The following is a 14797-nucleotide window of genomic DNA, read 5'->3' on the forward strand; positions in this document are numbered from 1 at the left end:
TGGCGTTGCTGATTGAAATAATATATCTCACGCAAAGGCGCAAAGGCGCAAAGGTTGAATTTATTAATTTCAATTCGGCAATGTCAGATTTTTTAGGGTTTCCAATTTGCTAATAGGTTGTAAGCATTCAGCCGTCAGCGAACAGTGATCAGCATTCTGAATATTACAGCAAATTGTCATCAAACCTGGAACAAGAACCCCACCCCCAACCCCCTCCCCGCAAGCGATGAGGGGGCTAGGATGTACACCCCTAAAATGTGGTTTTAGCTGACTGCTGACTGCTGACCACTGATAGCTGAATGCTTACAATAGGTTGGGGTAATTGGTGGGTGTGGGGAAGATTTTTTGCCATGTTTGTTGGCGTTGTTGGGGTTTTTCTTGGCTCATGTTCCAGAGGGTTTCGTAGAAGAAGAAGGAAACGCCGGCAAATTTTCGCTCTCGCACTTTTTCTATTTGGGTTTTGATTTGTTCCATTGAAATTGAGCGATTTTTTAACCCACTTAAAATGCCAATGCTGACGGGAATATGAGTTTGGGCTTGTTTGACTTCTGGATATTCTAATTCGTTGATAAAAACGTTTAAATCATTGCGATAAATCTGTATAACTAGGTCTTCAACTATTCCCATTCTTTCCCATTTCTGCCAATCCGCTAGGAAGTATTCGTAGGAAAAACGCTGGGGATTAGGAGCAACGGAAACGATACAATCTTTTTTATTAGCTTTAATTACTGTAAATACCCGTTTCATAAAGTCGGTAATTTTGTTCGCTCTCCAACTTACCCATTCTGGATCTTTGAAGTCTGCGGGGGTAAGTTTTCCTTGGTGTTCTTTTTTGTATAATGCTGTGGTGTAGGCATCATATCCTAGTTCTGATGGTAAGCCGAAATGGTCATCAAATTGAATCCCATCAATATCATAGTTTTTAACTATTTCTATAATTAAATCTTGGATAAATTGTTGCACTTCGGGACGAAAGGGATTTAACCAAACTCGGTTATCTATTCCTTCTTTGACTATTTTTGTGCCATCTCTGCGGTTTGTCAACCAAGTAGGACGATTTTTAGCTAAAAGGGAATCAGCAGGTGCCATAAAGCCAAATTCAAACCAGGGTATCACTGTTAAACCTTGTTTATGTCCCTCGGTGACTATCTCTTTGAGCATATCTCGCTTTTGGAGTCCGGGGGTAGGGTCAACTGCTTTACCAATGACTTTGGCTGCGACTTTGCTAGGATAAAGGGTATATCCCCAATTCCAGACGGCGGGATAAACGGTATTAAAATTAAATTGCTGTAATGTTCGTAAACTTTGTTTTAGTCTGTTGCTCTCAAATAAAACGTCACTATCAATATTTGTTAACCATACTCCCCGTAATTCTGTGGATTTAGGAATTTGAGCATTTAGGGGGAATGATAGCATGAGGAAAGCAACCATACTCACGGCCATCATAGCTGCTAAAAATCCCAGTTTTCTAGTTTGACGTTGCCATTTTAGGAATATTTTTTTCATTGGTTATACTATTTTAGATTGTTAAATTTACTGTATTATGCTTTGTAGTGTAATGCACCATTCTAAATCTTGACCTACTACATCGTTATAAGTCTCACAAAAATGCACAATCGGGCTTAAAAAAATGGCGTGTGATTTGTCTACGCAAATATAGTGTTTATTTATGACCCACAGTTACACAACGAAATACCAATGTATTTCCAAAGAAAATAAGCTAGAATCGGGACGACACGAAAGGACAGTGGGTGGAAAATATAAATATGGCAATTACAGTAGAAAAATCACTTAATTTGCAAAATGGTCCTAATTGGCCATCCTTTGAAAAGTTTCGCACAGAAGGTGGAAAAGCTCTTGAATCTGTAAAAAGTGGGACAGTTGCCACATTAAATACTAAAACTGGACAATACCGCATTCTTGAAGAACAGGATTTTCAAAGTCTATTAGGTTTAGCTCGTGATGTTGATCGTTTGCGCGGAGGGTTGCGTGTAATATCTCACTCTGTGCGTGTTGTACAAAAACATCGTGATGTTGAGAGCATTGATTTATTAATAGAAGCAATTGCTATGTTAGGAGGTTTACCCGAACTTCCAACTCGTAGTAGTTTCGGGCCTTTAATGCCAGAGGATGGTATAGATGTAGATGAGGATGATGAAGTAAATCTTGATCCCAATACAATCAAAAGACCTGAATTTTAATCAAAATTCTCAGCAGATATGCCAAAGAAAATTAGAGACTTGAAAAGTTTATTGTTACAGGCTGGGTTTGCTTATAAACCTGCCAAGGGAAGTCATAGCAAATGGATACATCCAAAATTATCACAAGCTATTATTATTGCAGGTAAAGACAGCAATGATGCTAAACTCTATTTAGAAAAGCAGGTAACGGAAGCATTAGCAGAACTAAAAAAGATTGAAGCAGATGAACAGGAGAAACCAAAAGAATGAAATATACAATAATTATTCAATGGTCTGAAGAAGATAAATGTTATGTAGTTTTATTACCTGATTTTACTAATGTAATGCAGCCTTGTACTCATGGCGAAACTTACGAAGAAGCTTTAAAAAATGGTCAGGAAGTCTTAGAAATGTTGATTGAGTCATGTTTAGAAGATGGTGAACTGCTTCCCGAACCGCAAGTTTTAGGCAATTTTTTGAAAGTGGCGTAATTTTTACATTGATGTAGGTTGGGTTGAATAAAATGAAACCCAACATTGATTAATTACAGCTTCAATAAATAAGTGTTCCTAAACAATCTTTGATAAAATCAATAATGATCTTAAAATCAACAAAATCATCAGCCTGTTTTCTTTCTTCACAAATCCATTTACAAAATTTCATTTTTTGAAATTCTTGAATTTGGTTTTCTTCTCCATACTCTCCATATTTGGTTTTTTGTACATAAAATTCTTCTGTAAATAAACAATCAGGAAATAGATTTTCAATACCTTTTTTGACTTTTCGATTCTTTTGTTGAGGTATTTTTCTGATTTTCAATAATTCATGATCTTCATTAGATTTACCAGTATCACAGTCATAGAGAAGTAATACTTTTCTAGTTAAGAATTTAGGGTTAGAAATCAGAACATCTCTAGTATTGTTCAATCCACCATCACCAGCATTTATACTTTTTCCTTTACCTATAGAAATTCCTACCCATTCAATATCAACCTGTACTAAAATTTCTTTTTCTCCTAGCAACTCTAAGGCTGTTTTAATATAAATTACATCAGTTTCTCCTTCTGTTAAAACTAAAGGTTTAGTACCTTTTTCGACAGTAGCTTGGACTTCATCTTTAACAGAATTTATTTTTTTACAATAGTCATAAAACATCCTTTGACCATGAACAGACATCAAATAACTACAGTAATCTTCCCAAACCTGAACAGACCAATGATTTAATGTTTCTCGAAGATATTGATAAGTAGGATTTTCTTTTCCATAACGATAATTTAAAAAATCATCAGGATAACAAAATGGTGTATGGGAGGGTATATTATGAAGTGCCATTATTCTTAATAAAGCAATTCCCTCACATTCCCACATTCTAAGGTGTTGAATGTCATAAGATAAATGAGCAGGATTAGAATAATCTGCAACAACAATAATACAAAATCCTAAATATAAAGGATTATTATATTCTCCTTTAAAATACCCTTTTTCAAACCCATCAATAATACCTTGTGCTTGATTGTCTTTTAAAACATTATCAATCCACCAATCAGGAATTTTTTCTTTATCATTAAATCCATAACCACACATCACCCAAAAACTACCCACAATGTTCTGAGGATACTCTTCAAGTAATGATATTGCTCTTGTAAAGCTAGGGATACCAATTTCAGGTAAATGCACAGTCATATTCAAAAATCCTAGTAAAAATAAAAATGTGATTTTATTCCATTAAACAACAAAATCAAATAAATAATGCGCCATTTCCAACTTAGAACAAGCCGGAATTTCTATCTCTCTTCCTGACCTATCTAAAAACACCGCTTGATTATTATCATTCCCAAAACCACTATCAACTTTATCAATAGGATTCGCTACAATTGCATCTAATTTCTTCCTTTGCAATTTCTCTCTCGCAGGAGTAATAATATCCCCAGTTTGTGCTGCAAAACCAATTAAATATTGATGGGGTTGTTTACGATTTCCCAGTTCAGCGACAATATCTGGTACTGCTGCTAGGGGAAGATTTTCGGGGAGCGATCGCTTGGGCAATTTTTCGCTACTATAATCTCTAGGCTTTACGTCTGCAACTGCGGCTGACATGATAATGATATCTGCATTGGCTAAATGCTGGAACATTACCTGCTGCATTTGGTCCGCACTAACTACGGGAATTGCTTCTACTCCCAAAGGTACATCCCAACTGGCTGGACAATGGACTAATGTTACCTTTGCGCCTCTGTGCAGTGCTGCCTGTGCCAATGCTAAACCCATTTTACCAGTTGAGGGATTGCCAATAAATCGCACCGGATCTAAATATTCTCGCGTTCCCCCAGCGCTGATTAAAACCTGTTTCCCAGCTAAATCTCTGTTTCCTTGGGTGTGTAATAAAGATTGAATATAAACAAATATTTCTGCCGCTTCTGCCATTCTACCAGCACCAATGCGATCGCACGCCAATAAACCAGAACCAGTTTCCATACCATAAAATCTACCGTCTGTCAATAGCTGCTGCCAATTTCTTTGGACAGCCACCTGTTCCCACATATCCGTATTCATGGCTGGTGCTAACAACACGGGACAGGTAGAAGCGAGGACTGTATTTGTTAGTAAATTATCTGCCATACCATAAGCTAACTTAGCTAAAGTATTAGCAGTTAAAGGCGCAATCACAATCAAATCAGCCCATTCACCCAACTCAATATGTAATGGACGAGCATAAATTGGTTGCCAAAAATCATCATCTATATAAGCTTGATGACGGGATAGAGTGGCTAAAGTTAAAGGAGTAATAAATTTTTGAGCAGATTTAGTGAGAATAACTCGCACTTCTAGCCCAGACTTAAACAGTGTAGAAACCAATTCACAAACTTTATAGGCGGCGATACCACCGCCTATAGCAATTAGGACTCTTTTTGATTGGGGATTTATAGATGATGGCATTATCTCTTTATTTTAATTAGTATTTTAGGAGGAACTTGATTTTCAGTAATCGGAAATCCATGATAGGTAGGATAACCCTGTTCATCAAAAGTATTATCTGAATGAAACACATAGAATTGATCTGTTTCTTTATGAAATCCATAACGTTTTTCACTATTTTCATTACTATTCCCCACAGAAATATTTAAAACTTTTTGAGCTTCTTTATCTGTTAAATTCATAGGAGTAGCATTTTCCCAATATCCTTTAGGATCATGTTTAGAATGAAGTTTATAACGAGGATATATTTTTCTAGCTTGTTTAATTTCAGTTAAATTTTTTATGCTTCTATTTTCTAGCGAACTTGTACCTTCTTGAAATTTAACTTCAATATTTTCTTGAATAAAATCAGGATTGTTTTGTAAACTAATTAATATTCCTTGAAGTTGAGCAGCACCAGCCAATGAAGTTGATGAAACACATTTTTTTTGATAAAAACATTGACAATCATCTATTAAATTTTGTAAATCTATAAAAGGACCTTTACTTAAAAGTCTCAGTAAAATCATTGCGATTTTTTGCTGCTCAGATTTTTTGGATTTAATTGTGGTTAAAATCCATTCATGTACTGTTAAATTTGCAGATAATTTTTGAGAAGCAAAACTACTATGAGTTTGGATGGGATCACCATTTTGAATCACACTGATTTCTTGAATGATTTCTAAAATATTTTTTATTAATTCATCAGCTTCATAATCATTGGTAGCTTGTGCAATAAAAGCAAGCTCATTAATCAAAAAGTGCATTTATAATAACTCCATTAAATCCTTCTCAGCTTGATCAAAAAAACCATCCGGCCATTTATCAATTCCTCCATCTGGATAAATTCGAGGTGTAATGATCTCTGTTATTGGTTGTCCTTTTTGTAGATATCTTTCAAAGTAGTTAATTTGCACTTTTTCAGCATCAAGTTTCTTATATTTTACTGCTTTACGAATACCATTGAGAACATGATCGCTATGAGTTTCTAAGATTATTTGAATACCACAACTTGCTGCTAAAGCAATTAATTCTCCCATCTTAGATTGTCCTCTAGGATGAAGATGAGCTTCTGGGTTCTCTAACAAAATCAATGTGTCTGAAGTAGCAGATAATATAGCGACAATAATTGGTAAAGTGTAGGTAATTCCAAAACCTACGTTAGTTGAACGATAGGAATTGTTATCTTCATAATAATACTGTAAATTTACTACATCCATTGCTGAATGTAATTCTATATCAATTCCTGTTCCAGGACTAATTTCGCCAAGCCAAGCTTCTACTTGATTTCCTAACTGATGAGACTTTATTGATTCATGTGATAGTTCACTATTTGGAATTATTTTACCTTCATTTATAAACAAAAAATGAGCAGTAAATTCACCTTGACTTCCAACCTGTTGATGTTGTCTGACTTGAAAATCAGACATTTGGAAATAATTTCTAGGTGCTATTCTTTCTGCTTTTAAATAATGAAATTTATCGGTAAAAAGACTTGAATTATAAATTTTTTCATCAATATTTGACAATGAAGATATTTGCATTACATCTGATGGACGATCATAATCAAAAACCCAAGTACCTTGAATGGTATTATCCATCACAATTTCCAAAGTCATTGAATCTTCTTTTGCTCTCTTAAATAGAGCATCTTGGGCTGTACCTATAGAAACTAAATCACCATTTAGTGCTAAACCTACATTATCTAATAAATTTTGTTGAGAAGATTGACGAAGTAGTAATAAAGATTGCAGTAAAGAAGATTTACCAGTGCTATTTAATCCAGAAAGTAATGTTAATGGTTTTAAAGAAAAAGACTGATTTTCAAATGGTTTAAAATTTTTTAAAGTCAAAGAACTTAACATGATAAAACCTCTTGAACTATTTGATCAATTTGTTCAAACCGATATTGAACTTTACTAGAAACTTGAGACACAGATTTAAGAAAATTAGAATCCTCTTTCATCTTTTGTATAAATTTTTCTTTTAATATTTCTTTATTTTTGATTAATATTTCAATTTGTTCTGGATTTAATTGACTTAATGTTACTGACCAAGCCTCAAAAAGAGATTTATTTACAGGAGAGCTTAAATATTTCCGAAAAGCAGCATTTTCAAAAATATTATAAGCTGCTTGCATTGCAATAGTAAACTGATTTTCTATTGTTTTTATCAAATTAGAGTCTATTTTGTTTAATCTTTTCATAGTTTCATGTAAAAAATAGTTGCGACCTTTATTTACTGGATAATCTTTATAACTGGTTAAAATAAAAGCAATAAAACCCAATACAAATTCATGATCATCCATACGTTGTTTTTTCTTTTTGCTTAGATTTATTACTCTTTTAAATTCTGGTAAATTAGCAAGGTTTTTGAGAATTTGTATCGGTTTACCAGGATTCATAGCTTGGCGGAGTTCTTGATTATTAAGAGGTAATCCACCCGTATTAATTCTTTGAAAAATATTATATTTAACTTCATCAGGAGTTCCGGGTTCAATTAAATAAACTGTTAATTCTGTTTCATCTATTCGTCTTTGATAATGACGAGGTAAATCATCATATTTTTTATTTTCTAAATCTTTAAGAAATTGTAATCCAGTTAATTTAAGCGGTTTATTCTTCGTATTTTTATCTTCTTCTTTATTAAGAAGAAACTCTTTAAATGTGCTGATTCTTTGTAAACCATCTATAATAATCCATTTATCATCATCTGTTGCATCTATATAAAATGCTGGAAGTGGAATCCGAATTAAAAGAGACTCGATTAAACGGCTTTTCGCTATATTTGTCCAAATATCTGCCTGACGCTGAAAATCAGGAGCTAAATCAATTTCATCATGCTTAATTCTTTTAAGAAGCAAATCCATTGTCATCGGTTTAGTTTTAACCCTGATTTTAGTCGGATCAAATGGTTCTAAATTTTCATCATCATCATCTTCAAATTTAAACTCATTTTCTAAATCATCTTCTTGATCTAGCAATTCCATCTGTTGATTATTAAGTTTATTTGTTTCCATATATGACAAATGCTACTAAAAATTTACTTAGGCAGAATTAGATATCATTAAATCATAATACCAAATAAATTATCTGGGCGTTGATTGAATAGAATTTTCAACGACTTATGAACAGTAATCTCACTGAGTAGTAGAACTTTTATTAAATTCGCTATTGAGGCAAAACGCATCTAAATTAAATTATGCAAGCAAAATCAGGATTTAGCATGGCTAAACCCTGAGCGACTCCTGAATTTTTCCCTACAATCTTTAGGCTTCGTCGTAAGCTTCTAAATCTAAGAGGTGGATATAGGCTTCAACTAACTCTGGACGCTGAAAAGCGATCGCCCGCAATAGATGCCAATCATTCAAACCCTCAAAAGCATTACTATAGTTATCTAATTCCAGACGTGTAGCCAAATCTTTTACCTCTGTCGCCGTCATAGCAGAAATTTCTGTTTTGGAAATGCTTAGAGTTTTCATAATGCTTGCCCCTCCCTTTTGCAGCGCTTACATTCAGCTTAGGGTGGAGTTGCTTCCACCTGTTCTATCTTACTCATTAACGAGCATGAAATTTGTAAAAATTCTTGTGATTTTTACCAGAATTTGGAAAATTTTTGTAACTAAACCTAACCAATTGTGTTAAGAACAAAAGTTCGTAGCACTTCTAACATTTGTAAATTAATTTCATGTCCCGTTGCAAATTCATGATACTCCACAGCTACGCCTAGAGATTGTGCCATTTCTCTCGACTTAATCGCCGCTTGTAGGGGGACTACTTCATCCCTTGTACCGTGCATGATTAATGTCGGCGGAAAATTGCCTTGATTCAGCGTTGCTACGTCAGGATGTAGATAGCCACTTATCACTACCAACCCAGCCAGGGGTAAGCTTAATCCTACATCTAAAGTCATCGCCCCACCTTGAGAGAATCCGCTCAAAATTGTGCGTGATAACGGTACACCCGTATTACTTTCTAAAGAGAGCAACCAATCTATGAGTAGTTGTTTACTTTCATTTAATCCATCATACATATTTTCTGTCCGCAGATCATACCATGCCTTACCCGTATCAGCATAAGGATAAGGATAGGGAGCATTGGGGAGGAGAAATTCGTAATCAGGTAAATTGACATAAGGAATCAAAGATGCAACATCTTGGGCATTTGCACCCCAACCATGTAAAGTGACGATTAAAGCATCTGGTGTTTTTCCTGCTGGTGGAGAAACTCTAATGAAGTCTAATGTTTGAGTCATGGGTAATTGAGTTAAGAATTAATGCAGATACAGTATACCGCGTCTTAATCCAGTACACATTTCCTAACTTTTTTCGTTCTTCTGGAAGTTTTTATATTTTGCCGTATTCACAGAGTGATATTGCATAATGACAGCATGAATTATGCTTTGCGCCAAGAAGCAAAGGCGCAAAGTTTAATACCAATTTTATGTGAGGTTACACAGAATTATGAAATCCATGAATTCATCCGTCTCTATCTGCGGTCAATAAGTCCCGAAATTTTATTCTATGCAGCTTAATCTTAATTTACACTCTCCCTTGGGGTATATATTAAATAGGGAAGTAAAATAAAAAAATAATATTGGGATGGGGATATGGTGACATTAAATATTGATGATTTACAAGAAGTTGATAAATTTCGGAATTTACAATTAACATTACGCGATCGCTGGCAAACTAGCGAATTATTCGACCATAGTGAAGCAGATATTTTAATTGTTCCTTCTTTGAGTATAGATCAAGGAGAATTACTCAAGATAGAAGGATGTGAGCATTATGAAGAAAGATTACTTTTTTCATTAATGCGGTTAAGAAATCCCCGGACTAGGTTAATTTATGTAACATCCATGCCACTGCATCCCAGTATTATTGATTATTATCTGCAACTACTTCCGGGCATTCCTTTTTCTCATGCTCGTCATCGCTTATTATTACTTTCTACCTATGATGCTTCTTTAAAACCCCTCAGTCAGAAAATATTAGAACGTCCTCGGTTATTAGAAAAAATTCACAAAGCTTTGCGACTAGATAAAGCTTTTATGGTATGTTATAATTCCACTTTTTGGGAAGCGCAATTATCTTTAAAGTTGGGTGTACCTTTATATGCTGCTGCACCAGATTTGCAAATTTGGGGAACAAAGAGCGGCAGTAGACAGATTTTTCAAGAAAGTAATGTCCCACTTCCCGACGGTAGTGAGTTAGTCAGGAATTGTGAAGATTTAGCAAATGTTGCGGCTGATTTGTGGGAACGTCAACCGACATTACAAAGAATGGTAATTAAGTTGAATGAAGGTTTTTCTGGGGAAGGGAATGCACTGTTAGATTTACGGGAAATAATGGATGTTGCACCGGGAAAAGCTGATCATAGTCAAAGAGTAACAGCAATTAGCGATCGCTTCCTGCATTTACGGTTTCAATCTTTACAAGAAACCTGGGCAAATTTTTCTCGGCGCATTCCTGAATTAGGGGCAATAGTGGAAGCTTTTATCGAGGGAGAAATCAAGCATTCTCCCAGTGTCCAAGGCAGAATTACACCCAATGGAGAAGTAGAAATTATTTCTACCCATGACCAAATTTTAGGCGGACCTGACGGACAAATTTATATAGGTTGTCGCTTTCCTGCGGATGCAAATTATCGCTGTGAATTACAGGAATTAGGTTTAAGAGTTGGGAATAAATTAGCGGAAAAAGGAGCTTTAGAAAGATTTGCCGTTGATTTTGTCACTGTAGATCGAGGTCATGGTAAATGGGATATTCAAGCCATTGAAATTAATCTTCGTAAAGGGGGAACAACTCACCCATTTATGACTTTAAAATTACTAACTAATGGACGTTATGATTTATCCACTGGATTATTTTATAGTCAACAAGGCAGACCTAAATATTATATTGCCACAGATAATTTACAAAAACCTAGTTATCAGGGATTATTACCTAATGACTTAATGGATATTATCGCTCACCACAGATTACATTTTGATAGTGGCACAGAAACAGGCACAGTTTTTCATCTCATGGGTTGTCTTTCCCAGTTTGGTAAGTTAGGATTAACCAGTATTGGTGATTCACCCCAAGAAGCGGAAGATATTTATCACAAGGTTATTGAGGTTCTTGATCAAGAAACCAGCGGTGATCATAATAATCATTCTATCTTTACTGATTATAATTTTCCCATCACTGGAGATGGATATAGTTGCTAATAAAAAGATAAAATTATGACATCAGATCATTTTCAAATTATCTTATCCTCTTGTTGGTTAGCTGGTTTGCTTGTATCTATCTAAAGACATTTAAAAGCTAATAATTTTCTACAAAAGAGCTTGAATATAAAAGTTTTTTGCTTGATTTACATGAATATCTAGAACTAAAGTGAAATAGACGCTAAAATCGATCCAGCCTTTGTATTTTCGTGGTTTTGACCCAGATAACTCAGAGTGCGGTTCACTGCATAAATCCCCATTGTCAACGTCCTTACCCTCAACCTTGGGGAAACAAATTCTGTAACAGTTGTGGCGCACCGCTGCATCTGTTAGATCGCTATTTCTCTCTTAAACCTCTCGGTGCGGGGGGATTTGCCCAAATTTACACAATTTGGGATGAAAAGACACAGACAGAAAAAGTGCTAAAGGTGCTAGTTGAAACTTCACCCAAGGCGCTGGAATTATTTATTCAAGAAGCGGAAGTTTTAAGTAGTTTCCGCAACTCCGGCGTGCCTAAAGTTGAGGCTGATGGCTATTTTCAAGTTAACTTAATTAATCCTAAACCCCATCAATTACCTTGTTTGGTGATGGAAAAAATCAATGGCTACACTTTAGAGGAAGTATTAATAAATTCTCCTCAAGGTTGTTCCGAAGATTTGGTAGTCGGTTGGTTTATTCAAGCTGTATTGATTTTACAGGAGTTACATAAACGCCAAATTATTCACCGCGATATCAAACCTTCTAATTTGATGTTGCGGACTTCCACACCAGTATCTCCTGCCAAAAGTGATCAATTAGTGCTAATTGATTTTGGTGGTGCTAAACAATTTAGTGGGTCAGTTTTGCGATCGCAGCCCACTTCTACACGCTTGTACTCTGCCGGCTATAGTCCCCAAGAACAAATTCGCGGCGGTAATATTGGACCAGGGGCAGATTTTTATGCGTTGGGACGGACAATGATTCAACTACTTACCGCCAAATATCCATCCGAATTGGAAGATAGTTTAACTGGAAAATTGCGTTGGCGTAATTATCGAACAATTAAACCAGATTTAGCGGATTTAATTGATGAAATGGTAGAAGATGATGTGCGATTACGTCCAGCCAATGCAGCTATTATTCATAAACGCTTACTAAGTATCGCCTCGTCATCTTCACAGCCAGGTTTATTCAGCAGTCCGGGTAAATCTGTTGTCCAATCAATCACTGAATTTACCCAAGCTATAAGTAATACTACTTTATTAATAATTCAGGGAATATACAAATTTTTATCCGCCTGTTTGGCGACTGTTTGGGTAATGATACTGACAAGTATCTGCGCGGGAATCGGGACTATAATTGGTTTTGTCCTGGCTTACCATACCAGTTTAGGCGATCGCTGGCTAGAATTACTAACCTATCCATTACCAACATTAGTCCAAAAACAACCTTATATAGCCGCAGAAAGTATAGTTTATGGTTTTGCAGGTTTGGGAACAGGTTGGGGATTAACCTTATCAGGCTGTTTTGGACAAAAGCGGCGGTTTCTGATCACAGCTTTAATGGGCTTAATTGGCTACAGTTTAGGCTGGATAGCTTGTCAATTCATCACCACTCCAAATCCGGCGGAAAGCTTAGTCACATGGATTTTAATCTCACTTCCCCTATTAACCCTTGGTTTAGGTCTTCGCAGTCATCAAATCGCTTATGCTGTCATTGCAGGTTTAGGAAGTGCCAACCTCATAGCCATTTTCGTGCGTTTAGGGTTAGGACTAAATTTATTCCATTTTTCCAGTCAACCACAAGGGCTTGATGTATTTTCACCCATAGGTTTTTTTAGTTTAGTGAGTATCTTAATCAGCTTTTCCCTGAGTATAAGCCATTACCTAATTGTCCCTTGCTTACGCTGGTTAGGTTGGCGATAACAATTAAAAATTCTTGAAACCCTTGTAGAGACGTTCCATGGAACGTCTCTACGATCTTTTTAGGAGATGTCTTTTGTAATCCCCATAGTGGAATATTTTTATTTTTATATAAGATTCCTACGGGCAAAAACAATACTAAAATAAAGATAATACCCTAAAACAGAGCTTTTTGCCCAGTTTATCACTAATATGAGTAATACCAATTTTTGGAAACCTGCTTACCAGCGATTCAAACCAGAAGAACCTCTGGCTACATCTGAAGAGTTGCAAAATTTCTACGTCCCCAGAGATAATAGTCCTGTAGACCAGCTTGTTAGTTTATTGGAAATGGAAGATGATCCAGCAAAATTTTTACTGGCGGGTCATCGAGGTGGCGGTAAAACTACTGAACTGCGACGATTAGAACAAAAATTAGGAAATACACATACTGTTATTTGGATAGATACCCAAACAGCCCTAGATAGATATAACATTGGCTATGCTGAAGTTGTAGTTTTGATTGGTTTGCAAATTGCACAGCAAGCTATTAAATCTAATTGGTTATTTAAAAAAGATAAATTATTAACAAGATTACAGGACGCACTCAAGACAGTAGTTTATCAAGATAAAGGTACTCATACTGAAGGTTTGGGAATGCCAGAATTTATCGAAAAAGCAGGATTAATTCTCAAACGTGGCTTAACTAGAGAAATAACTAAAACCGTTAATGTTCGTCCAAAATTAACGGAAATTATTGATAGCGTTAATGAGATTATTATCGCTGCTGAAAAAGAAAATAACCAAAAATTATTTATTATTGTTGATGGACTAGATAGACATGATTTAGTTACAGCTTTGGATATGTTTTCTAGTTCATTGCTGACAGAATTAAGCTGTCATATTATCTATGCAATTCCCATTGCTTTGCGATATTCGCCGAACTTTAGACAACCAATGGAAAGCTTTCAAAAATGTTTGGATTTGAATAATCCTCCCGTTTTTGAATGTGATAATAATCTATGTCCTACAAATAACCCTGATCATATAGGCAGACAAACTCTCGTGAATATAATTAATAAACGTCTCGATAGCTTAGGCTATGATTATCAAGGTTTATTTACACCTGATGCCTTAGAACTGATTTGTGAAAAAAGCGGTGGTGTGATTCGAGATTTAGTGAGATTAGCGCGGACTGCTTGTGAAATCGGACTGCGAAAAAGATTGAAGTTAGTAGATTTGGACACTGCAAAATCAGCAGTGCAAGAAGTTCGCAGAGAATATAATTTAGATGATTATCAATATCCCGAAATTCATTCAGTACATATTACTGGAAAGTTAACCTCTAAAACCCATAGTTTACCACAAAAAGGCGAATTTATTATTTGTGATGAGCTTTTACAAAACAAACTCGTTTTGGGTTATTACAATTCTAGACAAAAATCTTGGTTTGATATTAACCCTATTTTGATAGAGGATTTACAACGTTGGCAAGAGGCTAACAATTCTCTGTAAAAATGTAACTATTCTAGAAACCTTACTATAGAAAATTGCTGGCAAATGAAGTAT

At 35.4% G+C, this 14797-nt stretch carries 14 protein-coding genes; 6 read left to right on the forward strand and 8 right to left on the reverse strand.

The window, feature by feature from the left end:
- Window positions 1–303: 303 nt before the first annotated feature.
- Entirely contained in the window at window positions 304–1506 is a 1203-nt protein-coding gene (locus tag HEQ36_RS11910) for a glycoside hydrolase family 10 protein (protein WP_168637048.1), read from the reverse strand.
- A gap of 260 nt (window positions 1507–1766) precedes the next feature.
- Here HEQ36_RS11910 and HEQ36_RS11915 point away from each other — a divergent pair, with 260 nt between their 5' ends.
- Genes HEQ36_RS11915 through HEQ36_RS11925 form a run of 3 tightly spaced genes read left to right on the forward strand, consistent with a single transcriptional unit; the run spans window position 1767 to window position 2671 of the window.
- A complete protein-coding gene (locus HEQ36_RS11915; protein WP_039201802.1) occupies window positions 1767–2201 on the forward strand; it encodes a hypothetical protein in 435 nt (144 codons plus the stop codon).
- Window positions 2202–2219: 18 nt separating this feature from the next.
- Complete coding sequence (locus tag HEQ36_RS11920) at window positions 2220–2450, forward strand: type II toxin-antitoxin system HicA family toxin (protein ID WP_039201800.1); 231 nt, start codon at window positions 2220–2222, stop codon at window positions 2448–2450.
- A complete protein-coding gene (locus tag HEQ36_RS11925; RefSeq protein ID WP_039201799.1) occupies window positions 2447–2671 on the forward strand; it encodes a type II toxin-antitoxin system HicB family antitoxin in 225 nt (74 codons plus the stop codon). Before HEQ36_RS11920 ends, HEQ36_RS11925 begins: the two co-directional genes overlap by 4 nt.
- A gap of 61 nt (window positions 2672–2732) precedes the next feature.
- On the opposite strand, the gene HEQ36_RS11930 is transcribed toward HEQ36_RS11925, so the two are convergent.
- From HEQ36_RS11930 to HEQ36_RS11960, 7 genes are all read right to left on the reverse strand, one after another.
- Window positions 2733–3863 carry a hypothetical protein gene (locus HEQ36_RS11930; RefSeq protein ID WP_168637049.1) on the reverse strand — a complete coding sequence of 377 codons (1131 nt, stop codon included), beginning with the start codon at window positions 3861–3863 and terminating at the stop codon, window positions 2733–2735.
- Between the two features lie 42 nt (window positions 3864–3905).
- Window positions 3906–5117 (reverse strand): bifunctional phosphopantothenoylcysteine decarboxylase/phosphopantothenate--cysteine ligase CoaBC, encoded by a 1212-nt coding sequence (coaBC, locus tag HEQ36_RS11935; RefSeq protein WP_168637050.1) that lies wholly within the window; start codon window positions 5115–5117, stop codon window positions 3906–3908.
- Window positions 5117–5902 carry a hypothetical protein gene (locus tag HEQ36_RS11940; protein WP_168637051.1) on the reverse strand — a complete coding sequence of 262 codons (786 nt, stop codon included), beginning with the start codon at window positions 5900–5902 and terminating at the stop codon, window positions 5117–5119. The genes coaBC and HEQ36_RS11940 overlap by 1 nt, the downstream gene beginning before the upstream one ends.
- Window positions 5903–7000 carry a DUF3696 domain-containing protein gene (locus tag HEQ36_RS11945; RefSeq protein ID WP_053539247.1) on the reverse strand — a complete coding sequence of 366 codons (1098 nt, stop codon included), beginning with the start codon at window positions 6998–7000 and terminating at the stop codon, window positions 5903–5905.
- Window positions 6994–8154 (reverse strand): DUF262 domain-containing protein, encoded by a 1161-nt coding sequence (locus tag HEQ36_RS11950; protein WP_053539248.1) that lies wholly within the window; start codon window positions 8152–8154, stop codon window positions 6994–6996. The genes HEQ36_RS11945 and HEQ36_RS11950 overlap by 7 nt, the downstream gene beginning before the upstream one ends.
- A 249-nt stretch (window positions 8155–8403) precedes the next feature.
- Window positions 8404–8616, reverse strand: coding sequence for a DUF2555 domain-containing protein (locus HEQ36_RS11955; protein WP_015078552.1), 213 nt, complete (start codon window positions 8614–8616; stop codon window positions 8404–8406).
- A 146-nt stretch (window positions 8617–8762) separates the two neighbouring features.
- On the reverse strand, window positions 8763–9389 hold the full coding sequence (locus tag HEQ36_RS11960) for an alpha/beta hydrolase (RefSeq protein WP_168637052.1): 627 nt from the start codon (window positions 9387–9389) through the stop codon (window positions 8763–8765).
- Window positions 9390–9743: 354 nt separating this feature from the next.
- Here HEQ36_RS11960 and HEQ36_RS11965 point away from each other — a divergent pair, with 354 nt between their 5' ends.
- The 3 genes from HEQ36_RS11965 (at window position 9744) to HEQ36_RS11975 (ending at window position 14743) form a co-directional block, all read left to right on the forward strand.
- Window positions 9744–11348, forward strand: a complete 1605-nt coding sequence (locus HEQ36_RS11965; protein WP_168637053.1) for a peptide ligase PGM1-related protein — start codon at window positions 9744–9746, stop codon at window positions 11346–11348.
- A gap of 209 nt (window positions 11349–11557) precedes the next feature.
- A complete protein-coding gene (locus tag HEQ36_RS11970; protein ID WP_290707804.1) occupies window positions 11558–13252 on the forward strand; it encodes a serine/threonine-protein kinase in 1695 nt (564 codons plus the stop codon).
- Window positions 13253–13441: 189 nt separating this feature from the next.
- Window positions 13442–14743 carry a hypothetical protein gene (locus tag HEQ36_RS11975; RefSeq protein WP_168637055.1) on the forward strand — a complete coding sequence of 434 codons (1302 nt, stop codon included), beginning with the start codon at window positions 13442–13444 and terminating at the stop codon, window positions 14741–14743.
- The last annotated feature ends 54 nt before the right edge of the window (window positions 14744–14797 follow it).

It is taken from the genome of Anabaena sp. 54, from assembly GCF_017355725.1.
Lineage (GTDB): Bacteria > Cyanobacteriota > Cyanobacteriia > Cyanobacteriales > Nostocaceae > Dolichospermum > Dolichospermum heterosporum.